Consider the following 22,623-nt stretch of genomic DNA (forward strand, 5'->3'; position numbering starts at 1 on the left):
GCCTTTTTTAGGAGTAGTAACATGGCAATTACAATCAAAGCAACCACACGCGAAGGCAAAGGTACGGGTGCGAGCCGCCGTCTCCGTCGCGCTGGTAATGTTCCCGGTGTTGTTTACGGTGGTGAAAAAGAGGCGGTTAGCCTTGAGTTCAACCACAAGGAACTGTTCCTTGAGTTCCGTCACGAAACATTCCACGCTTCCATCCTGAACCTGGAAGTAGACGGCAAGAAGGAGCAAGTTGTTCTGCGTGACTACCAACTGCACCCAGTACGCAATACCATTCAGCACATCGATTTCCAACGCGTTAGCGCCAGCGAAAAAGTACACGTGAAGGTGCCTTTGCACTTCATCAATGCTGACGTGGCTCCTGGCGTGAAACTGGGTGGCGGTATTGTCTCCCATATCCTGACAGAAGCAGACGTGAGCTGCCTGCCTAAGGATCTGCCAGAGTTCATTGAAGTTGATCTCGGCAATTTGGAAGCTGGTCACTCTATCCACCTGTCCGAAATCAAGTTGCCTAAGGGTGTTGAGTTCGTACAACTGGCTCACGAAAATGATGCTGCTGTTGCATCGATCGCCAAGCCACGTGGTGGCGCAGCAAGCGATGACGCTGCTGAAGGTGACGCCGCCGCCGAATAATCTCGGTGTAAATGCTTGAACGCGCGCTCTGGGCAACTAGGGCGCGCGTATTCATTTTAAAGAGTCACACACCCATGAACGGTATCCGCCTTTTTGTTGGCCTCGGTAATCCGGGCGCCCAATATGAAGACACCCGCCATAATGCAGGCTTCTGGTGGATAGACCAAGTTTGCGCCCAGACTTCCAGCAAAACCAGTCTGGAAGCCAAGTTTTTTGGCCTCAGTGGCCGGCTGAATGGCCAGGCCGATACTTGGCTGCTCAAGCCTACAACCTTTATGAATGCCAGTGGTCGTGCTGTTGCAGCACTGGCACGCTTTTATAAGATTCCTGCAGAGGAAATCTTGGTGATCCATGACGAGCTTGACCTCGAACCAGGGATTGCCCGCCTGAAAAAAGGTGGCGGTCACGGTGGCCATAACGGCCTGAAGGACATCGCCGCACAACTGGGGACCAACGATTTTTGGCGCCTGCGCCTTGGTGTCGGCCACCCCGGTGATCGTAGCGCCGTCGTCAATTACGTCTTGCATGCGCCACTGCGTGATGAAATGCAGCAGATAGAATACGCCATGGATGACAGCACCCTCATATTGCCGCAGCTATTGGAGGGCAGGTTTGAAGAAGCCATGCTCAAGCTGCACACCAAAACAAAACAGAATTAACCCTTAACCAAGAACAGGCAGATCATCATGAAATGCGGAATTGTTGGCCTACCCAACGTAGGAAAATCCACCCTCTTCAATGCGATTACCCGCGCAGGCATCGAAGCCGCCAATTACCCGTTCTGTACCATAGAACCGAATATTGGCATCGTCGAAGTGCCTGACCCGCGCCTCAAGCCGCTCATTGAGATCGTCAACCCACAGAAAATCCAGCCTGCCATTGTCGAGTTTGTTGATATTGCCGGCTTGGTAGCAGGCGCATCCAAGGGTGAAGGCTTGGGCAACAAATTCCTCGCCAATATCCGTGAAACCGATGCTATCGCCCACGTAGTTCGCTGCTTTGATGATGGCAATATCGTGCACGTTGCAGGCAAGGTTGATCCGCTGGCGGATGTTGAAACCATCAACACCGAGCTGGCGCTTGCCGACATGGAAACCGTGGAAAAAACCCTGCAACGCGAGAGCAAGAAAGCCAAGTCTGGTGACAAGGAAGCAATTGCACTTTGCGCCGTGCTGGAAAAGATACAAAAACATCTGGATCAAGGTAGCCCAGTACGCACGCTGGGCCTGGATGAGGATCAACTGAGACTGATCAAGCCGTTGTGCCTGATTACGGTCAAGCCTGTAATGTATCTTGCCAATGTGGACGAAGGTGGCTTTGAGAATAACCCATTGTTGGATAAGGTCGTAGCGCTTGGCCAGCAGGAAGGTGCTCCTGTCGTAGCGATCTGCGCCAAGATCGAGAGTGAAATTGCCGATCTCGAAGATGAAGACAAGGCGATGTTCCTATCTGAATTAGGCCTGGAAGAACCAGGATTGGATCGAGTCATCCGCGCAGCTTACGACTTGCTCGGCCTGCAAACTTATTTCACAGCCGGCGTGAAAGAAGTACGTGCCTGGACTGTGCGCAAAGGGTCTACTGCCCCACAAGCCGCTGGCGTGATCCATACCGATTTCGAGCGCGGCTTTATCCGTGCAGAAGTGATCGCGTATGACGAATACGTTAAGCACAAGGGAGAAAAAGGCTCACAGGAAGCAGGCAAGATGCGTCTCGAAGGCAAAGACTACATCGTGCAAGATGGCGATGTCATGCACTTCCGCTTCAACGTCTAGCTTTCCCCTCTCGTAAGTTCGACAAAAAATCCGCGTTAGCCCGCGGATTTTTTTATGTTCCATCAATTTATGTCGAATGGCGAATCACGCTGATCCGGCCATCCGGCTCCAAGCGCATTTCCTTGACTTGCTCCAGACTTTCCAAGCCTTCCTCACGCATTTTTGACATGAGCTCGTCCTTGGTAATCCATTCACGTCGAAGATTACGCCATTGTATGTCGCCGTTGCGCACCAGCAGCATACTGGCACTCTCGGTAAAACGACGTACCAATGGAAAACGGTACCCCAGATAATCGAATAGCAAATTCCAGATCAACAATGTCATCACAAGCAAGGCACCGTCCAAGAATGTCTTGGCGTCGCCGCTCATCGCATTCTGCGCAGCATCAGCCACGATCACGACAAATAGAAAATCACCTATCCCCAGATTGCCAACATCTCGCCGCAAGACAAAGCGGAAGATGAGAAATAACAACCAGAAGACCAATGTACCCCGCAAGATGATCTCCCAAGGCGAAATGCTGAAAGTGAACAATTCCATTGCAATCTTTCAAGACTATGTGTCGCCATCTTATAGCCGTGATCATTCCGTTCTTTGTAGTCCCAAATCGCAAAGCATTGTAGGAGAAAGTAGGAAAATGGCTTGATGTCAACGTGTACCCTATCCACTTGTCACCTTCACTCCTACACAATGATCAGCCATGTCTGATTCACAAACATGATCATTTGATACGATCATGCAAACTCCATATCTCATGGAGCTCAATATGACCTCTCAATTATGGCTAAGAAAGCATTTCCTTCACCTGCTCGCCATATCCTTGCTTGCAGCGCCTATGCTAGTGCTGCATGACGCAGCTGCAGCCGAGGCGCTGTCCTCCAAGGATCAAGGCTATTTGAAAGATATTACTCGCCTAGAAATCCTGCAAACCGAAGCTAGCGAAATGGCAGTACTTAAATCGGGAAATGAACAGGTGCGTGACTTCGCACGCGAAATGATCAAGACACAATCACAACTAGGTGAGGCAATCAGACAATTAGCCAACCAGAAACGTGCAGACTTACCGAAAGAACCGTCCCTCTGGCAAAAAGCCAAGTTCAGAAGCTTGTCATCAAAGGAGGGGAATGAGTTTGATCTAGGCTATGCCAAGACTATTGGAGTGAAATCCCAAGAAAATATCGTCAAGCTGTTAGGCAAAATTGCTGAACGTACTGAAGACCCAGATATCAAGACCTTCGCTCTTCAACACTTATCTTCAGCAACAAACTCATTAGAAACAGGTAAAGCTTTGCTTGCTGTCATCAAGGCAACAGAAAGCGACTAAATGCCTACAAGGTTGAGTTTTCTGACATGGATATAAGACACAGGCTTATAACAACATGCTCTGCCACCACCAATAATAAACATACTTTCCTTTCTATTGGAAAGAGCAGTGGTCGCATTCACCGCTTGATTCCATCCCATCATCATGGAGGTTTATTATGGTCCAGACTGCAAACCCGCGCGGCTTTGCCGCAATGAGTCCTGAGAAACAACGTCAGATTGCCAGCATGGGAGGTAAAGCTGCCCATGCCAAGGGTACTGCACACGAATTCGACTCGGCCTCTGCCCGCTTAGCAGGCCGCAAAGGAGGCCAAGCTGCCCACGCAAAAGGCACTGCCCATCAATTCACATCAACCGAGGCTCGTGCTGCTGGCCGTAAAGGTGGTCGCCGCAGTTCATAGCAGCGCTAACACGTAAAATTTATGTCATAAAAAAGCCCGGCCTGTTAGTCACTCAGGCCGGGCTTTTTTACTGCATTCATTTACACCGGATCGTACCTTAGCAAAAAAGCATAATGCTGGGCATAAAGCTCACTGCCCTTATCAAGGATGGATTTGTAAACACGTGCCGCCTTTAGGCTCTCTTGGGTATAGTGCACAACCGGAGACAAAAGCCGAATGATGTAATCCATCACATCTTCTTGAGGCTCATCAACCTCATGCGGACCAGATTGCACAGCCGTTATATGAGCACTAGGGCCCGAAGCTATGACCAAGGCAGGCATGTCGGTATATTGCAAACGTTTGACGTACTCCTGGCTGGAAGCTATCCAATCCAACAGGACTTGCTGCTGATAAGCATCCCAGGGCAAGCAATGCCCTCGCTCCAACACTTGCCATAAGCGTGTTTTCCCTTTTTCATCAGCCTGCATCCAGCCTTCATGACACAACTGCTGTACCAGCAAGGGCAGCGGCAAACTATCTGGCCACCGGCCACGAATACCCCGTTCCATACAGTCAATACGATAGGCTCGCTCAATATGTACGGCATAAGGCTGAATCACGCTAAGAAAAGCCTGCTGTAAATCAAACGATGCCACAATGTCGGGAATGTCCAAGCCTAACTGATGTAATTTATAGCCATTGGCTACACGCTGCAGCAAAGCATGCTGATCTTTCTGAGTTGAAGCCTCATCAAGCAACACGCATAACAGCTTGATAGTAGCCACCACACAAGCATCATCCTCGGTTGCCTGCAAAGTAAAATAATGCGGTTGTACGCCCATTTCACTGAGCTCATATGCGGCAATCAGCATCGGTAGCGAAACCTGCTCATATCCCAAGTTAAACCCAATGATTTCTGGCAGGTAATCATCGACATGATGTCCCAATGCCAACCTGATCGCACCTTGTACATAGTACTGATCAGCCATCCCGCGCCAATCTGAACAACCATTCTGATGCAACAACTGCTGATACAAGCTCACCTGATTACTGGACTCATCACCATCGCCTAGGTTTCTAAGATACACCCTGCACAACGGCGCAAACTTGGCTTCGCGCCAATGCTTGAGAAAACCATATAGCCATGCCCCCTCCACCATTCGGCTTGGAGCCATAGACTGCAAGAAATGTAAGGCATGGGATTTAGCAGAAAAATATCGAGGCTGATGTCCCGCATGTCGATCAGCTAAATAGGCCCGATAATCCATTCTCACCCGCAAGCAACGCTGCTCCAGCCATGCTGGCAATGCCGTCATATCTTTAGGCAACCCACTATGCAGTAACGATGCCTCGGCAATTTTTTCATCAAGAAATGTACGTGCTTGCTCGCGCACTGCTTCAATACCCGTCGGCTGCGATAGTGCATGAAATAAGTCACGAGCAGGAGTGGCAATTGTCGGGGGATGTGGCAACTGACTTCGCCGCAATACAATTGAGGAGACATCACGCCTAAATACTAAGCTTGGAACAGCGCCAGCTAAGGAGCCGCGCCCCTGCATAACTTCCTTCATGATGCACCCCCATATAGAACATCAGCGACAATGATGCATTATCTGGAAATTAACATAACCCTGCCGTCAGACAGCTTCCCCGACTCTCGTAGGAAAATCATCACAACTCAAGTAATAACAAAAAATACACATTAATTTCATATAGTTAAATATAAAAATGAAAAACTCCCGATATAATCAGGACTCTTGTTCTAGCACTCCCTCATTTATCCATACCAAGAAAACGCATATTGGCTTTGACATTGGGCAAACAAGAAAATAGAATAGCGGGCTTGGTTTAATCCATGCTTTAGATGATGGTGATGTAGCTCAGCTGGTTAGAGCACAGGATTCATAATCCTGGGGTCGAGGGTTCAAGTCCCCCCATCACCACCAACCTCCTGTTTCACAGGGTTTCACCAAGTAAAAAAAGCCGCGCAGATACTAGCTGAGCGGCTTTTTTATTGTCTCATACCGTACCATACGGTCTATTGACATACCCCAAATTTCAGGGGTAACTTTAGGGGTAACAGCACTTACCTCACAAATGGTTACCCCAAATGGCACTAACAGACACCACCATCCGCAACACCAAGCCTAGAGACAAGGCATTCAAGCTTTACGACGAGGCCGGGATGTTCCTGCAGGTTACTCCATCCGGCGGTAAGTGGTGGCGCTTCAAATATCGCTTCGATGGCAAAGAAAAATTGCTCTCCCTGGGTACTTACCCTGATGTTTCACTCAAGGCAGCACGGGAAAAACGAGATGAAGCCCGAAAGCTCTTAGCGGATAGCGTAGACCCGGGAGAGAATCGCAAGGCAGCCAAGCAAAGCAGGCAAACCAATGCATCAAACAGCTTTGAAATTGTTGCGCGTGAGTGGATAGCGGCTCATATGGTAAATAAAGCAGCCAGCCACCGGGATAAAGTACTGAGACGCTTTGAGCTGTACTTATTCCCCTGGCTGGGTAGCAGGCCCATTGCTGACATTACTGCCCCTGATATTCTGGAAGCCATTCGCCGAATAGAAAAGCTAGGCATACTGGAGACCGCCCACCGCACCTTACAAACAGCCGGGCAAGTGTTCCGCTATGCCGTACAAACTGGCCGGGCTGTTCGGGATGTGACTGCCGACTTAAAGGGGGCACTCCCACCCACCACCACAAAACATATGGCAGCCTTCACAGAACCCAAGCAAGTAGGGGAACTCTTGAGAGCCATCGATGCTTTCACGGGAACATTTACCGTTCGCTCTGCCCTGCTTGTTGCTCCTATGCTATTTGTCCGTCCTGGAGAATTACGACAGGCCAAATGGAAAGACATCAACCTCGATGCTGGTGAGTGGCGCTATCTTGTAAGCAAGACCAAGACAGACCACCTAGTTCCACTACCCAGGCAAGCCGTAGAAATTCTGAGAGAGTTGCAGCCGTTTTCTATCCATAGTGAATACGTGTTCATGGGAGGCCATACATCACTCAAGCCAATGAGCGAGAGTGCCATCAATGCCGCATTGAAACGCATGGGTTACGACACTAAGACACAGATCACCGGACATGGCTTCCGGGCAATGGCTCGTACCCTGTTGCATGAACGCCTGAATATAGATCCACACATCATCGAGCACCAGCTAGCGCATAAGGTGCCGGATGCCCTGGGCAGTGCTTATAACCGGACCAAATTCATCGAGCAGCGCAAACAGATGATGCAGGCATGGGCGGATTATTTGGACGAACTCAAGGCCGGTGCACAGGTAATTCAACTCAAGCAGGCGTGAATTATTTTATAAGACACTATGCGACGAATGAAAAACAAACTATAATCCCCAGTTGCCGATAGCAGAACGGCCTATTTATCTAGAAACAAGCAAATGTTTTGTTTCATTAAGACAGGCAACATGCCAAGTCTTCCTTTTTATGACGAATTCTGCTTCCTATAAACCTATACTAGGAGGCGTCATAATGCCTGAAATATACAGCTCAGCACTTATTGGATTTAATAGCCTGCCCGATGAGGGCTTTGTTCGTTTACCCGTTGTTGCCGCTTTATGGACATGCTCAAGGGGCACCGTTTGGCGATGGGTCAAAGAGGGCCGCATTCCGGCACCTTATAAACTCTCGCCAAGAACAACAGCATGGCGAGCTGGTGAACTAAGAGCCGCCCTTGCAAAAATTGAGCGAGATTGAGCTTTTCATGCAGGATGGACAACACGAAGTTCATATTGCGCCAGTTAATGACACATTATTTCCTCATGTCTGGCTTGAGCCATATCCACTTAACAAAGGCAAACTTTCCCGACCAGGAAACAGCCTGAGTGAATAGCACACAGCTTTATATCCGGCTGGTGGGCAGCAGGCCCCAAAAGTGATCTACGAACTTATACTTTGAAGGTCCAACCAGTGGGTCATAGACCCACAAATTTAATACTGGTACGTTGCACACCAACTAGAAAGCAACACCCCCTGCCCACTATCGGGTTGCCCACGTTCAAAGCAGGGGAGCAAGCTCAGAACACCGAGCGGAAGCGAGAAGGAACCGGCAATACGTTTCAGCGGTAGGGTCTGGCCTCACAAGGGCTTGGCATGCAGCCGCGCCGGTCTGGTAACAAATGAATACGGCGGACCAATCTTGGTTCATTGTTACCTAGAGAATGCATGCCTCAAGATTGGAGGAACCTATACGGAAGCAAAGACGCAGTATAGGGGAGCCGTGCAACCAACCTTGCTTAATAGAGCTGGGTTAGGGGTTGTACAGCTCCCTACCAGAAGCCTCATTAAGATAAATAATAATAACTAGAAAGCAACAACCCCACCCCGGTGTATTTGAAGGAATATATTGGGTAAGAAATTTTGAAGCCCTATATATATAACAATTTTTAAAACAATTATTAATTAATTCGCGCGCGCGAGGCGGGCCACAAACAACCTAGAGAGAAAGGAAAAACTCAACGATGAATAAGGATAGATATGACAACAGCAACCAAACCAGCAACACCCACCAGCAAGACCAAATCACCAGATGCAACCCCTGACCAGGTAGCACAGATTCAAACACTCCGGGAGGCGGGCTACACAGTCGCCATGATTGCCCAAAAGGTGCACCTTTCTTCTCGCACCGTTCATCGTTACATCGCGGCTGGTGGAGTCAAGAAAGGCAAGCTCAAGCAGGAACTGATAGAGCAGGCCCGGCAGGATGTTTTAAAGTTACTCTTGGATGATGAAACAGTCCGGTATCAGGCGGCAAAGCTGTTGGCAGATAACATTGCTCACTCTCAGCACATCCGGGACATTGTTCTTAAAGCCTCTCAGCACCTGGAAGCAACAGACCCTTTCACCGCCGCCGTGGTTATGAGAGCAGCAGCGGCAGCCTCTACAGCACTTAAAAACACCTCGGATATGGTAAGGGTTACCCTGCCATTGGAAAGCCTCGCAGAGGCCCCGGAATCACTACCGGAACTCTCGGTAAGGGTAATTTCAAATGATGAGGCCAAAGCGCTGATGGCAGACGGAATGGTAGAGGATAGCGGGTGGGAAGAAGAACACCCGGCAGACGATGACGAAGGCCGGGTTATTTTAGGTGAATAAAGCCATTAAGCTCGATAGCGGCGTATTGCTAGACCAAGCGCAGTTAAACCAGCTAGCAGCATTGCATAAGTGCTAGCTTCCGGCACTGTTGTGACTTGGCCTGGCGTTACGGCCCAGATATAACGCTGGAAGTCTTTATTACGGTTGCTATTCTGGAAACCACTCCTGCTATCAAACCCCCACGCACGATAGGTTGCAACTTCGTGTTCTGTGCCTGACCAAAAGCCGAATACCCAAGAGTTCTCGTTATCGAAAATAGCTGTATCTGGTATAGAGTTCCATCCGATACCTCCTAGTTCTTGGTAAAACAGCTCAGCAAACTCATCACCTGTGACAGTACCATTGGTGGGTAGATTGATGCCTGAGACATTATTTACCACCGTGGGTAAATACCACTGGTTGCTACCACCATAGCTGATGCTGTTCAGATACCCGACAAAGGCTTGTCCACCCCACCAACTGGCTATTCCATAGGTCGTGTTAAAGTCCCGCTTATCTAAGGTTCGATAGCCAAAATATGAATCATTGTAGGAAGTGGTAGCCGCAGCTATCTTGCTTATAAGGCTGTTGTCCGCGTCATACATGGTCTTGAACAGATTGGCATCTTTGGTCCAAGTGACGTCACTCACTGAGCTGTAAACGAGTTCTACACCGTTTTGGTTATAGCTGGAGAGTTCAGCGTGAGCGCTAAAGCTAGAAAGGAACAACGCGCTGACTAGCATGGCGGGTTTGAAGTACATGTGATAGTTTCGTTGTGAAAATGGTGAAAACAAACCACAACACTGTTTGACCACAGTGTTAAGGCCCTAGACCATGCAGTTTTATCGGGTCAGGTTGCAACAGTGTGAATACCGGAACTAGGCTGGTGGGGGCAATTCGGAATACAATGGTTGGCAGAGTATTGTCCGGCCTTTGTCACCTGCCAGCCAAAGAGTTAGGGACGCTCCCTCAGAATGTAGCAGCCCCGGGTTGTTGATATGCCTACCATATTACCCAGTAACCAATGCCTGCCATAGGTAACAGCAAAACCCGGTAATGATTCATCAATCCTCTTGCTTTCCATCTCATCAAGAAAAACTGAATACTCTTCAACGTGATGAGTAGACACAAAGGAGCCAAGGGGCAACCTATGGTTAGGTGTGTGTTGAATGATGCAGCACAGGCCGGAATACACACCGATGGACGATACCTCGTGATTCTTCGCGTTATACACAAAGAACATATCAGCACCTGCAAGTTGTTTTTCCACCACAAATTCGTCGGAAGCTACAGCACCCATAAATTGTACGAACTCCGGGTGGCTAACTTGGGTGGCATGATGAACAGGAGCGGCTTGCATACATTCTTTCCGGAAGGCTATGAATAAGCCACCATCCTATGCAGATAATGTGACAGGGTTGTTATATGTAAAATAAATTAAAATATTTAAAATGATTTATTTTATATATAATTAATTACTTCAATAGTAAGAGCTTCCTTAAAGGCGCTACTACTCTCCCAAAAGTGAATATCTTAGAAATGACCTGACTAGTAGAAGGCCATGGTCAAAAAAATTTCACTGCAATTTGAAAATTTGGAATTGGTTCATCACAGTGAAACAAAGGAGCGGTACCGTAGCGCTGTTTTACAACGTAATGTTTTGTCATAGCGGGCCTCTCATGAGGCCCGTTTTCTTTCCGGCCCCTCCCCGCCCCATGTTAAAAATGATTAGAATCGCTCTAATCGCGACTGTGTGCGCTTTAGATACACTCTCACAACGAGAGCAGAGATCGAATGAAATAGATGACCGGCTTCACCGGTAGTCTAAGGAAATTCTGAATGGTTTTAGTGAATAGGTAAGAAAACATAGATGACGTAAACGAAAAGTCACTTCGAAAAAATTGGGGTAACTTTGGGGGTAACTTGAAAAATAAAATTATCAAAACCATTGCAGCACAAGGATTTTACCCACTTGTTTGGGAGACCCCATCCCACCAAACACCTATTCAGGGATGATTAACCAAATAATAAAGAACCCGCTCCAAGCGGGTTTTTTATTGCCATCAATCTCAATAGCGCAAGCATACATTTTCATCATTCCGTATGCATCACGTCATCATGCAGACACCCTATAAAGCTGTTTTATGTACAAAACTTCAGTGCAATGCAGGTAAAAATAGCCAACAACAGATCAGCATGATGTCTCGATACAAAATCCTAACAATCAACACATATCTGTCATATTTCAACTAACTCAATCAGTCTTTTTCGACTGTTTAATTTGACACTTTGTGATAGCCTACTTCCCATCAAACTGTACAATCAGGTGAGGCAGCATGCAGCAATTATTTTTAGTAGCCATTGGTGGAGCCATTGGATCTATTGCCCGATTCAAGCTTGCTGGATTCATGATGAATCAAGCGACTGACTGGAAATTTCCGCTAGGCACTTTCACTGTGAATATTTTAGGCTGCCTGGTGATTGGCGCCCTCGCAGGCCTGGCGGATAAATACGATTTATTTTCACCTGATTGGAAGATTTTTTTGTTCACTGGATTGCTGGGTGGATTTACTACATTTTCTGCTTTTGGCTTAGAAACCATGATACTTCTCAGAAATGGAGACATCATGACTGCCCTACTTTATGTATCACTCAGCGTCATCATTGGTGTTGTACTAATGTATGGCAGCTTTATGATTTTCCGTCATCTCTTTTGAAGTTAATCATTGTTTTATTTTTGGATTTAATTTGAATATAATGCAAATCCATAGTGCATCATTAATGCCTTTAATACATTCATCTCCATTTACTCCCACACCCTTAAAAACAGGATCTACACATGGCAAACATTGATACAAAAAGAGAAAAACTGAAGCAAAAGATTTCTGCATTGACCGAACAACTGGAAGCTCTCGAACAAAAGCCTGTAGAGTTGAATCGTCAAAGTGAAGGCATGCCAGAACTGATTGCAGCATTTGATGCAGTTGTCAAAACTCATAAGGTCGCAGCAGTGGACGTATTTGAAGTACTGCTCAAGGCAAAAAGAACTGGTATGACATTATCCAAGAAAGTGTAATGCCAGATTGTTGCAATAAAAAAGGCGGATTGGTTTCCGCCTTTTTTATTGCCTTGTTTACAACAACCAGTCGATAGGCATCACAGATAATACCCGGACAAAAAGTCGTTGTAGCCAGCTAGTGCCAGGATCAACATCATATCGTTGCTCCACGCCATCCTGATATGAAACCCAGTACAACCGATTATTTTCATTCAAGCGCACTTCATAAGCATTTTCGGGTATACCTGACTTGAATGCATTTTCCACTTGCTCAGCCAAGCTAGGGCTTTCAATAATAAACCCTAGCTCGGTGTTAAGCCTTGCAGAGCGTGGATCAAAATTGAATGATCCGATAAAAACATGGGAGCGATCAATCGTGAAGGTTTTGGCATGCAAGCTGGAGCCTGAGCTACCAAATGGCCCCAAATAATCCTTCATATGTCTAGTGCCTGCTTGACGACGCATTTCATATAGCTGGATACCAGCTTGCAACAATGGTTTACGCCACTTGGCATAACCTGCATGCACTGCTGCCACATCGGTAGATTCAAGTGCATTGGTCAAAATTCGTATCTTGATTCCTCGTCCAGCTAGGCGGGAGAACCCATTAACGCCTGTCTGGGTTGGCACAAAATAAGGCGAGACAAGGTCTACACTTTCTCGCGGATTACGGAGAATTCGTGCCAAATCAAACACCATCAGGTCTCGATCTGCGACTTCACCTGTGACCTTCTCTGGGCTGTCACTCAGCAACTCAACCTCGGCCCAGTCAAATGCATGTTGCCCATCAATAAAATCGTGAATAAATTGACTGTCTTTTAGCGCTTTCAGATAGCCTTGCCCTGTCACAGTTTTTTCTGCCTGTTCTGCTGCGTCACTTAATCTTTGCAACTCATCGTCATTTGGCTCATGAATCAATACACTCAAAGGATAAGCCGAAGCGCTTGCCCAATAACGATCAAAATCCCGCGAAGTATCGTCCACTACCGCACCAATCGCCATTACATCAAGGTCTGCAAATAGCACGCCATCAGTTGCGCCAAAATACTCATCCCCTACATTACGGCCACCAATAATGGTCACCATGTTGTCGGCAATAAAGGACTTATTGTGCATACGGCGATTAAGCCGCGAAAAATCAAAGAGAAACCCTAGCTTCTTGAATGTACGAAACGGAAACGGGTTAAACAAGCGAATTTCCATATTAGGATGCTGGTTAAGTGCTGCGAGCCTGGCGTCCAGTGCCCGTCCATCAATTCCATTATCGTCCAGCAGCAAACGTACTCTCACGCCTCGTTCGGCGGCTTTGCGCAAAGCTTCCAGAAACAAGATGCCGGTATTGTCATTGCGCCAGATGTAATACTGCACATCCAAGGTTTTTTGCGCGGAATGAGTCAACAACATACGGGCAGCGAAAGCACTATAGGCATCCAGCAGAGGCATGATGCCCGATTGCCCAGGATGTGCAGCCTTAAGTGGCTGCATGGTCTGGCCCAGCTTGGTGCCCACGACTTCTTCTGGTTTTAGCGCGACAGAGGGTGGCTTTTCGCTATCACGCACATGTGGCAGGCCACAGGCTAGCAAGGGCATGATAAGCACTAGCATGATGATGCGCTGATACCAAGTGATGCCTCCTGGTAACAAACTGCGTATGCCGGGTTTATTCAAGAAGCCCCTCATGCTGCTGTCTTTTTCATGTTCAGCTTATCTTTCAAGAATCATCAAGAGAGTAATGCTGTGTGCTGTGACACATCAAAATATCGCAGGTTCTGTGAATTGTTTGCTACGCGAAATACTCGCCTTATCGGGAAAAATGGAACAATCCAGCCAGGTTATAATCCATGCATAATACCAACAACAGCAATCTACTATTGATGAACAAGGAGAAGCATATGGTGACCAACCCATCCCAACAAAAAGGTTCGCGCATCTGGCTTTGGTTATTTATTTTTGTCTTTGTCGGTGCAGTACTGCTTTACTATATATTTGGTACGCCTGCGGCACCTGATAGCTTGGAGCAGAGAAATGATCGCGCAGCGATCGAGGATTGCTGGAAACGTCACGCCAACTCGGCACTATCGCCCACTGAGCTCAAATATGTCGCCGAGGCTTGCGAGTTTATGGAAAATGAATTTGTGCTGAAATATCGGCAGAACCCTTAATTCCAAGCACTAACCCATAAAAAATAAAAAACTTTCATTCAATATATCGGGGACTCTCAAGAATGGCGGGGTAAGCCATTCACCTGGAACAAGCAATCCAGGCTAATAACAAGAGATAACCATCATGCCCGGTGCATTTGCCCACCTCACTCTCATCAACCACTTGCGGGAAACACCTAGGCTAGAAACTGCTCCTGGGTTCCCGCGCCAGGCCATTCCTTGGCTATTGCGACATTTCAAGTTCGCCGAGCTTGGCGCAGTTAGCCCAGATTATCCTTACCTCGCCATTCGCGATGCATCTTCGCTAGCCTGGGCAGATAACATGCACTACCTACGCACTGGCGAAATCATTCATGCCGGTATTCATATCCTCAGGCAATGGCAAGGCATGCAAAGGGAAAAGGGAATGGCCTGGTTATTAGGCTATGTGTCGCATGTGATCATGGATGTCACGATCCACCCAGTGGTAGAGCTGAAAGTCGGGCCTTATGCTGCCAATAAGCGCCATCATCGGCAATGTGAAATGCATCAGGACGCCTATATCTTTCAACGCCTAAACCTGGGAGGCATCGGCTTATCCGAACACTTATCGTCGGGCATCTGGGCTTGTCGCGAGCCCGGAACCAAAATGCTGGATAAAGATATTCATGCCTTATGGTCAGGGATGCTGCAACGAACCTATCCGCAAGCCTACGCGGATAATCTACCTGCAATTCACAAGTGGCACCAACGCTTCAATCGCATGGTGAATAAAATTGCGGAGGAAGGTAACCGCCTCATGCCTTTTGCACGCCATCTTGGAGTACGTGCAGGCTTAACCTATCCCAATGAGGTTGACCAGCAATACATCAAACAATTACAGACTCCTGGCGAACGGATGGATTATGACGTCCTGTTCAACCATGCTTTGCACAATACGCTGCAAATATGGACAGTGGTTGCCAATGCCGTTATCAATCAAGATGATACTTATAAAACTGTGGTACGCAACTGGAACCTTGATACCGGAAAGAACGAGCATGGCCAATTCGGCTTTTGGGCATAAGTCCACTTTATATTTTCTGGTCAGCATTCTGATGCTGACTAGCGGATGCAGCACAATTCGTACCTCGCATGAGGAAGCCATGCTCATGGAGGCCTCCCGCCTGACCAAGCTTAGCAGTGCTGTAGAAGCCACCGTGAGATATGAACCTGATGTCCACACCTTAAGCGAAGCAGAAATCCTGCAACAGGCCACAGCGCATGACAGCACATTACTCAGCTCGTTTCAGCATCGCCTATTACGAGTGAAGGTGGAAAACAGACATGCCCTGGTACTGGTCTGTACCAAGGATGGCCACCGGGGACTAATTGAGGATGCTGGATGCAGCGCTGCGGCAGACAAGCATTTATGGATGTCCCCCTCGGCGCCTTGTGAATTTACCCTGCAAATCACTGAGGTATGTCTATCACCACCCTCACCTCACTAGGCACGCGGTTGGCAGGGAGCATTCATTTTGTAACAATAGATGCAGGCGGAGCATACCGCCAGCGCGGCATTAAGTACTGATCGTTGATTATCTCGGGGAATATATTTGGAAAGAATGCATCATGGAACGAATTCCAAAATTGCAAGCACAGGTGGAAGCGATGGCGCTGCAGTTGAATCAACGCACGTTGGAAAGCCTGGAATACCGCATCCTCATGAAGGCGGTAGTAGAGTCGCACCCCGACAAGGTTGCGCTATCAAATTGCATTCAAGAACAGCGCGAGAGGTTGGTTGAACAAGGTGTGATTGGCAATATCGTGGATGGAGACCACGACTATCTCAACCAATACATAGAAAAGTGGCTTAGCCTCTGCCAGCAGTAAGTGGCTCAAGTCCCGGCTAGCTGATTAAAGTAAACCCTGGCATATTTACCAACTGCATCAGTCATAGGAACAGCCACCACTTGATAATCGTCTCCAGCATAATGTAGCGCCTCCTCGACGATAAGCTGAAAGTCATCAAGAGCTCTCTGACTTGAGTCCCGTGGTGTGATAACGAAACCATTCAACACCAATTCCACCTCATGATGAGGAGAAGGTGTTTTCAGTTTGGTAATTAGGCTTTCCATGTCGATGGAATATTATTTTTCCACATATTCTGATACGGCTTGTATAGTCACAGCCTCATTGGCTAGATCAGGACACTCCAACTCAAATTGGCTCTTGCCTATGCGATAGGCTTCCTCAATGTTGGAAGCATTCACTTGATTGCGCCATACAGGCGGTCCTCCAGCTTGACCTTGACTCATGGAACGCACACTCACCATGAACAATCCCATAGCACACCCCTACCTAATATCGTGATGACAATCCAATACGATTGGCAAACTGTCGGTGCCAACTGCCTCCCGACAGTTTGCGAGATTCCAAGAGATGGCGATAACGCTCCAGATCCTCAACAATTTTACGCTCCAACCTGTCAGTAATATCGCTGGCAACTTCAACGAACTCCTCACACTCATACTCAATTTCCAGACGCACACGGGTTGAGTGAGGATCCACCTGCTGGAAAGACACGACACCTGCATTATGTACGCCAGAGACACTACGCCAAGCAATATAATCATCTAGCACCTGCTCAACAATTTCCGCTTCCCACTCCACCGCATGCCCATCTGCCTGGGCAAGCCACCATACATGCCTGTCATCTAATTGCTTGACGTTAATCACGCTCTGCATGAAATAGGGAAAGGTTTCAAACTGGATCCACTGGTTATAAGCAATCTTCACTGGAACCTTGATGTCTATGCTTGTTGCAATCGTGGGCATATCAGCGCTCCAAACGTATTACTTAGCTAGCAGTGTAAAGTTTTCAATCCAGACACAAGAGTTGGCCTGTTCCTAAAAAAATGTCAGAAAAACCAACGATGTCTTTAGGCACGGCAGAAATCATATAGCTCCCGGGCTTCAACTAGTTTCATATAAAAAGTTGCGCACTGACATAATCTTGAGTTAATTTCGGAGTATCCATAGACCATTGACGCAATTACTTGGTGTGTGGCCAGCAATTTGATTTCCTGCCAAGTTTGAAAGGTTTCCCCCGCCATGGAGCACACGCCACTCATTGCCACCATCGTCGGAGGACTGGTACTTGCCTTTATGTTTGGCATGATCGCCCATCGCCTGAAAATGCCTCCTCTCGTCGGCTACTTGCTTGCCGGTGTCGTGGTTGGTCCCTATACGCCAGGCTTTGTTGCCGATGCCAATCTCGCCCATGAACTGTCTGAAATTGGCGTCATCTTGCTGATGTTTGGCGTCGGCTTGCACTTTTCATTACGCGACCTGCTCTCCGTCAAATCAATTGCCATCCCCGGCGCCATCGTGCAGATCGCCATCGCAACATTGCTTGGCCTATCGCTAGCGTTAGCCATCGGCTGGCCATTAGGAGAAGGGCTGATTTTTGGCCTGGCCCTTTCCACAGCCAGCACCGTGGTCTTGCTCACTGCCCTGCAAGAAAGACGCATCCTCGAAACCAAGCGTGGACAAATCGCCATTGGCTGGCTGATTGTCGAGGATATTGCCATGGTGCTCACTCTGGTGCTGGTTCCCGCCTTGAGCGGTATGCTGGGCGGCAATGGGGCTAGCCTGGATGGTGGAGAGCTCTTCAACACCATGGCCTTGACAATAGGCAAGGTCATTGCGTTTGTGGCGGTCATGCTACTGGTCGGGCGCCGAGTAATCCCCTGGTTGCTGGCCCGCACCGCAGCCACTGGCTCACGTGAGTTATTTAGGCTAGCCGTTCTTGCCATTGCTCTTGGCTTTGCACTGGGCGCTACCTATATTTTTGGCGTTTCCTTTGCGCTGGGCGCTTTCTTCGCCGGCATGATTTTGAGTGAATCCGAGCTCAGCCATCGTGCCGCAGAAGAGTCCTTGCCTTTACGTGATGCTTTTGCCGTGCTGTTCTTCGTTTCTGTGGGTATGCTGTTCGACCCTTCAATCTTGATCCGCGAGCCCTGGCTGATTCTGGCGACACTATTTATCATCGTCTTCGGCAAATCTTTGGCAGCTTATGCCATTGTGCTCGCGTTCGGTCACCCATTAGGTACCGCCCTGACGATCTCTGCCAGCTTGGCGCAGATTGGCGAGTTTTCTTTCATTCTTGCTTCCCTGGGAGCATCTCTGGGCTTGCTCTCAGATACCGGGCGCGACCTCATCCTTAGCGGTGCCATCTTGTCTATCCTCATCAATCCACTCCTATTTGCGTGGCTGGATCGCCTGAAACCATGGCTACTTAATCGCGAAGACAAGAAACCTCTCAAGGGTGAAAGCGGTACTCGCATCATCTCTTACCCCTACCTTCATGCGCATGCCGTCTTGGTAGGCTATGGACGTGTGGGAAAGTTGGTAGGCGCATCGCTGCGTCAGCAGGATCAGCCCTTCATTGTGCTGGAAGACCAACCTGAAGTTGTACAGATGCTACGCGAACAAGGGACGCCTGCCTTATGTGGCAATGCCGTCGCACCCGGCATGATGGAAGCAGCCAATCTCAAGTCTGCACGTTGGTTGCTGGTTGCCATCCCTGATGCCTTGGAAGCGGGGCAAATTATTGAGCACGCCCGTAAAATCAACCCTCAAATCGAGGTGGTCGCGCGTGCGCACTCCGATGCTCAGATTGAGCATCTGGAAAAACATGGTGCTTCCTACACCATCATGGGTGAAAGAGAGATTGCCAAGGGCATGGCTAACTGGGTACGTGCTGGCGTGGAATGGTAGGCATGCCACGTAGCGCACTGTTCATTTAATCAGTCTTTTTATAGGGCGCTCGCTCATCCAGCTCTTGCTGGTAATGGTGCATATCGGCCCCTTCGCGTGCAAGGAAACGACTGACAGCGGCCTCGAAATCATGATGAGTCAGATGGTGAAATGAGCAAGTTTCCCGCGCGGTGAAACCCCGTGCCAGTTTATGCTCGCCTTGTGCGCCACCTTCAAAGAAACGGATACCTTGCTCAATGCAGAACTCTTGCGCCTGGTAATAACACAGCTCAAAGTGCAAGTTAGGCACATAAGCCAATGCCCCCCAATAACGCCCATACAAGCAATCGGCATCATAAAGGTTGAGTGCAGCCGCTATGTAGCGCCCATCACGTTCGGCCAACACCATCATGACATTGCCAGGCAGACGCTGCCCTATCACATGAAAAAATGCTTGCGTCAGGTAAGGGCTGGAATGATGCTCAAGATAGGTATTGATATAGCATTTATAGAAAAAATCCCACTCACGCTCGCCGATTTCATGTCCGCGCAAGCGCCGACAAGTCACGCCAGCACCCATTACTTTCTTGCGCTCCTGACGAATCTTCTTGCGTTTATCATGCGACAAGGTCGTGAGAAATGCATCAAAGCTAGAAAAGCCTTGGTTTTCCCAACGAAACTGTACACCCTGACGCCTTAGCCAATGTGGGCCTGATAAAGCTTGCGCGCTTTTCACATCGGGGAATAGCACATGGGTAGAGGATAACTGTAGATGTTGCGTTGTTTCACACAACATTTCCGCCATACGCTTTTGCAGGAGAGAATCATGGGAAAGCAAGCGGCTGCCTGTAATCGGCGTGAAAGGTACAGCAGCAACCAGCTTGGGATAGTATTCAAGACCATGATGGGCATAGGCTTCAGCCCACGACCAGTCAAACACATACTCCCCGTAAGAATGCTGCTTGAGATATAAAGGCACGGCCCCAAGCAAGTTGTCGTCACTTTTGATTACCAAGGGCATGGGTTGCCAGCCGCTACCCTCACCCACCGAGCCACTTTGCTCCAATGCACTGAGAAAAGCATGGCTAAGCAAGGGTGAACCATCGGTCAATGCATCCCATTGTGCGCAATCAAGACCACTCACGCCATCGACAAATTCAGCCTCTATCTTCATCCAGCACACCTACGACCTATGCATCATAGAAGCTGCATTATAGTGCCAATCATCATGCCCCCAACGCATGTATAACACTCATTCATTTATTTCGCAGGGGCAAGTTATTTCGCGGGGCCAAGCTGATTCAGAACAATAACATGCCACACACATTGAAGTGTCGCACAATCACGACACCTCAATGCTCAGCCACTACTTGCGCTTACCGACAGAATCCACCCCGTGACCAATCACGCCACCAATGGCAGCACCACCGACCGTGCCCAAGGAACTTCCGCCTGTCAGCACCGCACCGGCAACACCACCAATCGCGGCACCGGTCGCAGCATTCTTTTGACGCGTAGACAAACCAGAACAACCGCTCAGCATCAATACCAGCAATACACCTGCAATCGTTTTATTCATTTTTTTGCTCCTTGCAAATTCCAGGCCTCTGCCTGTTCATGCTCCAATTTGCAAAAAATAGGCCACCATTCAATAATCAATTAAAATCAATTGGTTAAAAAATCAACATTGCTATTACACAGCAAAATAAAGGCAAAATCGTCGCTAATGACAGACAAAAGAAAAGCACTGTCCCGGCAAGGCAGTGCTTAAGTGGTTCACAAGGAAGATTATTATTGGAATTCGGTCATAGTGCTCGCTTAGGAACTGCGGCACTCATCTCCTTTACATCATGTAGCGGCGCTGGCTCCACTACATCCTGCAACTCTTTTTCTTTCTTATCGAGCGCCTTGTGCTGGCGCTCTGCAATACGAGCCTGCATAACCTCAAGCTCGTTCATTGTAATCACGCCATCACCATTCAAGTCGAACTGCATGAAATGACGCGCCACCTGAGGGATCATCTCTACCGCTTCTTCACGGGAAATAACACCATTACCGTCTTTATCGGCTTCTTGAAATCGTTCCATGATACGCTGGCGCATGGCACGCCTACGCTCTTCTATCTGAGCGTGTGCAGCATCAACATTACGGGAGTACTCGTAAAGATCGCGCCTCAAACGCTGACGATCCTCACCAGAAATTTTTGCATCTAGGGTCTGATGAATATTCGCTGTCGGCACATCCTGTGTGTCACTTGCCAGATCATCATTCGCATAGCGGAGATTTGCCGCATGGGCGACACTGGCCACTCCCAGCAAAACTGCCGTTAATGCCAACTTATGATGCCAAACTAGATCTGTCAGCATCAACATAAAGCTAAACCGTACACTTGCAAGATCATATGATTCGCTCGCCTCTGTTTTAAGCTTACCTGTTTCCTTGCGTACTACATTCGGACGCAACAGCTCAGAAACCACTCAAACTCACCCTAGGTGAGAGCTGAATGAGGCGACATCATCCCGCATTGATGTAAACTGAGTGTTTCACATCGACTTGTGATTGTAAAAATTTGTAACATCAGCAGCGCCAGACTTCTCCTTCACAGGCACGCTTAATATAAGCGAAAGGCAAGAATCGGCATGATTGTATGGAACCTTGCAAATAATACTTTTCATCGACCCCCATTTCCGCAGAAAATATGACTATGCAAACACCTCCGAAAAAAATATTAATGGTGGACGACGACTTGCGTATGCGCGAGTTGTTGCAACGTTATTTAGGCGAACAAGGCTTTTCCGTCAAAGCAGTGTCTGACGCTGCCGAAATGGATCAAGCGCTTGCCCACGAGCACGTAGACTTGCTGGTACTCGATCTCATGTTGCCCGGTGAAGATGGTCTTGCCATTTGCCGCCGCCTGCGTGCCAATGGCAGCACCATTCCCGTAGTCATGCTGACTGCCCGTGGCGACGAGATAGACCGCATCATCGGCTTGGAAATGGGGGCGGACGATTACTTGCCCAAGCCATTCAATCCACGTGAGCTACTGGCCCGTATCAATGCGGTGCTGCGTCGCCACAGCCGCTTGCCTCCTGGCACGCCGGTAGCAGAAGCAGACCACATCAGTTTTGGCGATTTCATCTTTGACCCATCGACACGCACCCTGACCAAAAATGGCGACCCTGTCACCATCACCAGCGGTGAGTTCGCCCTGCTCAAGGTATTTGTAGATCACCCACGCCAACCCTTGTCACGCGACCGTCTTATGCAGCTGGCGCGTGGTCGAGAGCTGGATGTATTTGACCGTAGCATCGACGTACAAGTCTCCCGCCTGCGCCGTCTGATTGAACCTGATCCTTCACACCCTCGTTATCTACAAACCATGTGGGGATTTGGCTATGTGTTCGTACCCGATGGCGAAACCCAGAAAAGCTAGTGTCACTCTCTCGTGAACCTGTTAC

The 22,623-nt window shown here is 48.5% G+C and carries 26 protein-coding genes and 1 tRNA gene; 17 read left to right on the top strand and 10 right to left on the bottom strand.

Translation table 11 applies throughout. The features are described 5' to 3' along the window. The first annotated feature begins 21 nt into the window (after positions 1 to 21). From ACIKP9_RS06405 to ychF, 3 genes are all read left to right on the top strand, one after another. Positions 22 to 639 carry a 50S ribosomal protein L25/general stress protein Ctc gene (locus ACIKP9_RS06405; RefSeq protein ID WP_400880759.1) on the top strand — a complete coding sequence of 206 codons (618 nt, stop codon included), beginning with the start codon at positions 22 to 24 and terminating at the stop codon, positions 637 to 639. 74 nt (positions 640 to 713) lie between these two features. Then, positions 714 to 1,298, top strand: coding sequence for an aminoacyl-tRNA hydrolase (pth, locus tag ACIKP9_RS06410; protein ID WP_400880762.1), 585 nt, complete (start codon positions 714 to 716; stop codon positions 1,296 to 1,298). Positions 1,299 to 1,325: 27 nt separating this feature from the next. Beyond that, positions 1,326 to 2,411, top strand: a complete 1,086-nt coding sequence (ychF, locus tag ACIKP9_RS06415) for a redox-regulated ATPase YchF (protein WP_400880765.1) — start codon at positions 1,326 to 1,328, stop codon at positions 2,409 to 2,411. Between the two features lie 67 nt (positions 2,412 to 2,478). Here the strand turns inward: ychF and ACIKP9_RS06420 are convergent, their stop codons facing one another. Beyond that, the gene (locus tag ACIKP9_RS06420) at positions 2,479 to 2,952 is read right to left on the bottom strand and encodes a DUF421 domain-containing protein (RefSeq protein WP_400880768.1); all 474 of its coding nucleotides are present in this window, start codon (positions 2,950 to 2,952) and stop codon (positions 2,479 to 2,481) included. Positions 2,953 to 3,178: 226 nt separating this feature from the next. Between ACIKP9_RS06420 and ACIKP9_RS06425 the strand changes: the two genes are divergently transcribed. Continuing rightward, positions 3,179 to 3,736 carry a DUF4142 domain-containing protein gene (locus ACIKP9_RS06425; protein ID WP_400880771.1) on the top strand — a complete coding sequence of 186 codons (558 nt, stop codon included), beginning with the start codon at positions 3,179 to 3,181 and terminating at the stop codon, positions 3,734 to 3,736. Between the two features lie 157 nt (positions 3,737 to 3,893). Beyond that, complete coding sequence (locus tag ACIKP9_RS06430) at positions 3,894 to 4,136, top strand: KGG domain-containing protein (RefSeq protein ID WP_230347876.1); 243 nt, start codon at positions 3,894 to 3,896, stop codon at positions 4,134 to 4,136. An 80-nt stretch (positions 4,137 to 4,216) separates the two neighbouring features. Here the strand turns inward: ACIKP9_RS06430 and ACIKP9_RS06435 are convergent, their stop codons facing one another. Continuing rightward, complete coding sequence (locus tag ACIKP9_RS06435; protein WP_400880774.1) at positions 4,217 to 5,689, bottom strand: iron-containing redox enzyme family protein; 1,473 nt, start codon at positions 5,687 to 5,689, stop codon at positions 4,217 to 4,219. Between the two features lie 298 nt (positions 5,690 to 5,987). Here ACIKP9_RS06435 and ACIKP9_RS06440 point away from each other — a divergent pair. From ACIKP9_RS06440 to ACIKP9_RS06455, 4 genes are all read left to right on the top strand, one after another. Then, positions 5,988 to 6,064, top strand: a tRNA-Met gene (locus tag ACIKP9_RS06440). Between the two features lie 164 nt (positions 6,065 to 6,228). Beyond that, the gene (locus ACIKP9_RS06445) at positions 6,229 to 7,440 is read left to right on the top strand and encodes a tyrosine-type recombinase/integrase (RefSeq protein ID WP_400880777.1); all 1,212 of its coding nucleotides are present in this window, start codon (positions 6,229 to 6,231) and stop codon (positions 7,438 to 7,440) included. Positions 7,441 to 7,624: 184 nt separating this feature from the next. After that, complete coding sequence (locus tag ACIKP9_RS06450) at positions 7,625 to 7,849, top strand: helix-turn-helix transcriptional regulator (protein ID WP_400880780.1); 225 nt, start codon at positions 7,625 to 7,627, stop codon at positions 7,847 to 7,849. A 780-nt stretch (positions 7,850 to 8,629) separates the two neighbouring features. Continuing rightward, positions 8,630 to 9,247 (top strand): hypothetical protein, encoded by a 618-nt coding sequence (locus tag ACIKP9_RS06455; protein WP_400880784.1) that lies wholly within the window; start codon positions 8,630 to 8,632, stop codon positions 9,245 to 9,247. A 5-nt stretch (positions 9,248 to 9,252) separates the two neighbouring features. On the opposite strand, the gene ACIKP9_RS06460 is transcribed toward ACIKP9_RS06455, so the two are convergent. Both ACIKP9_RS06460 and ACIKP9_RS06465 read right to left on the bottom strand, forming a co-directional pair. Beyond that, positions 9,253 to 9,987, bottom strand: coding sequence for a PEP-CTERM sorting domain-containing protein (locus ACIKP9_RS06460; RefSeq protein ID WP_400880787.1), 735 nt, complete (start codon positions 9,985 to 9,987; stop codon positions 9,253 to 9,255). 194 nt (positions 9,988 to 10,181) lie between these two features. After that, on the bottom strand, positions 10,182 to 10,586 hold the full coding sequence (locus tag ACIKP9_RS06465; protein WP_400880790.1) for a hypothetical protein: 405 nt from the start codon (positions 10,584 to 10,586) through the stop codon (positions 10,182 to 10,184). Positions 10,587 to 11,562: 976 nt separating this feature from the next. On the opposite strand from ACIKP9_RS06465, the gene crcB reads away from it, so the two are divergent. Together crcB and ACIKP9_RS06475 are read left to right on the top strand one after the other, a co-directional pair. After that, on the top strand, positions 11,563 to 11,943 hold the full coding sequence (gene crcB / locus ACIKP9_RS06470) for a fluoride efflux transporter CrcB (RefSeq protein ID WP_400880792.1): 381 nt from the start codon (positions 11,563 to 11,565) through the stop codon (positions 11,941 to 11,943). A gap of 122 nt (positions 11,944 to 12,065) precedes the next feature. Beyond that, positions 12,066 to 12,302: a hypothetical protein gene (locus tag ACIKP9_RS06475; protein ID WP_230347879.1), complete on the top strand. Its 237-nt coding sequence runs from the start codon at positions 12,066 to 12,068 to the stop codon at positions 12,300 to 12,302. 57 nt (positions 12,303 to 12,359) lie between these two features. Here ACIKP9_RS06475 and ACIKP9_RS06480 read toward each other — a convergent pair whose 3' ends face one another. Then, complete coding sequence (locus ACIKP9_RS06480) at positions 12,360 to 13,952, bottom strand: phospholipase D family protein (RefSeq protein WP_400880794.1); 1,593 nt, start codon at positions 13,950 to 13,952, stop codon at positions 12,360 to 12,362. Positions 13,953 to 14,125: 173 nt separating this feature from the next. Between ACIKP9_RS06480 and ACIKP9_RS06485 the strand changes: the two genes are divergently transcribed. The 4 genes from ACIKP9_RS06485 to ACIKP9_RS06500 all read left to right on the top strand — a co-directional run bounded on the left by ACIKP9_RS06485 (position 14,126) and on the right by ACIKP9_RS06500 (position 16,297). Further along, positions 14,126 to 14,446, top strand: coding sequence for a hypothetical protein (locus ACIKP9_RS06485; protein WP_400880796.1), 321 nt, complete (start codon positions 14,126 to 14,128; stop codon positions 14,444 to 14,446). Positions 14,447 to 14,570: 124 nt separating this feature from the next. Next, entirely contained in the window at positions 14,571 to 15,491 is a 921-nt protein-coding gene (locus tag ACIKP9_RS06490) for a zinc dependent phospholipase C family protein (RefSeq protein WP_400880798.1), read from the top strand. Next, positions 15,466 to 15,915, top strand: coding sequence for a hypothetical protein (locus ACIKP9_RS06495; protein ID WP_400880800.1), 450 nt, complete (start codon positions 15,466 to 15,468; stop codon positions 15,913 to 15,915). Before ACIKP9_RS06490 ends, ACIKP9_RS06495 begins: the two co-directional genes overlap by 26 nt. A 121-nt stretch (positions 15,916 to 16,036) precedes the next feature. Continuing rightward, the gene (locus ACIKP9_RS06500; protein WP_400880802.1) at positions 16,037 to 16,297 is read left to right on the top strand and encodes a hypothetical protein; all 261 of its coding nucleotides are present in this window, start codon (positions 16,037 to 16,039) and stop codon (positions 16,295 to 16,297) included. Positions 16,298 to 16,554: 257 nt separating this feature from the next. Here the strand turns inward: ACIKP9_RS06500 and ACIKP9_RS06505 are convergent, their stop codons facing one another. Both ACIKP9_RS06505 and ACIKP9_RS06510 read right to left on the bottom strand, forming a co-directional pair. Continuing rightward, positions 16,555 to 16,722, bottom strand: coding sequence for a hypothetical protein (locus ACIKP9_RS06505; RefSeq protein WP_400880804.1), 168 nt, complete (start codon positions 16,720 to 16,722; stop codon positions 16,555 to 16,557). Between the two features lie 43 nt (positions 16,723 to 16,765). Next, on the bottom strand, positions 16,766 to 17,242 hold the full coding sequence (locus tag ACIKP9_RS06510) for an SRPBCC family protein (protein WP_400880806.1): 477 nt from the start codon (positions 17,240 to 17,242) through the stop codon (positions 16,766 to 16,768). A 276-nt stretch (positions 17,243 to 17,518) separates the two neighbouring features. Here ACIKP9_RS06510 and ybaL point away from each other — a divergent pair, with 276 nt between their 5' ends. After that, the gene (gene ybaL, locus ACIKP9_RS06515; RefSeq protein WP_400880808.1) at positions 17,519 to 19,186 is read left to right on the top strand and encodes a YbaL family putative K(+) efflux transporter; all 1,668 of its coding nucleotides are present in this window, start codon (positions 17,519 to 17,521) and stop codon (positions 19,184 to 19,186) included. Positions 19,187 to 19,211: 25 nt separating this feature from the next. On the opposite strand, the gene ACIKP9_RS06520 is transcribed toward ybaL, so the two are convergent. The 3 genes from ACIKP9_RS06520 to ACIKP9_RS06530 form a co-directional block, all read right to left on the bottom strand. Then, positions 19,212 to 20,339 carry a GNAT family N-acetyltransferase gene (locus ACIKP9_RS06520; RefSeq protein WP_400880809.1) on the bottom strand — a complete coding sequence of 376 codons (1,128 nt, stop codon included), beginning with the start codon at positions 20,337 to 20,339 and terminating at the stop codon, positions 19,212 to 19,214. A 192-nt stretch (positions 20,340 to 20,531) separates the two neighbouring features. Continuing rightward, complete coding sequence (locus ACIKP9_RS06525; RefSeq protein ID WP_400880811.1) at positions 20,532 to 20,744, bottom strand: glycine zipper 2TM domain-containing protein; 213 nt, start codon at positions 20,742 to 20,744, stop codon at positions 20,532 to 20,534. A gap of 226 nt (positions 20,745 to 20,970) precedes the next feature. Then, on the bottom strand, positions 20,971 to 21,642 hold the full coding sequence (locus tag ACIKP9_RS06530) for an EF-hand domain-containing protein (RefSeq protein ID WP_400880813.1): 672 nt from the start codon (positions 21,640 to 21,642) through the stop codon (positions 20,971 to 20,973). Between the two features lie 221 nt (positions 21,643 to 21,863). On the opposite strand from ACIKP9_RS06530, the gene ompR reads away from it, so the two are divergent. Further along, positions 21,864 to 22,598, top strand: a complete 735-nt coding sequence (ompR, locus tag ACIKP9_RS06535) for an osmolarity response regulator transcription factor OmpR (RefSeq protein ID WP_449815731.1) — start codon at positions 21,864 to 21,866, stop codon at positions 22,596 to 22,598. The last annotated feature ends 25 nt before the right edge of the window (positions 22,599 to 22,623 follow it).

It is taken from the genome of Methylobacillus methanolivorans (assembly GCF_044751345.1).
In the GTDB taxonomy this organism is placed as follows: domain Bacteria; phylum Pseudomonadota; class Gammaproteobacteria; order Burkholderiales; family Methylophilaceae; genus Methylobacillus; species Methylobacillus methanolivorans.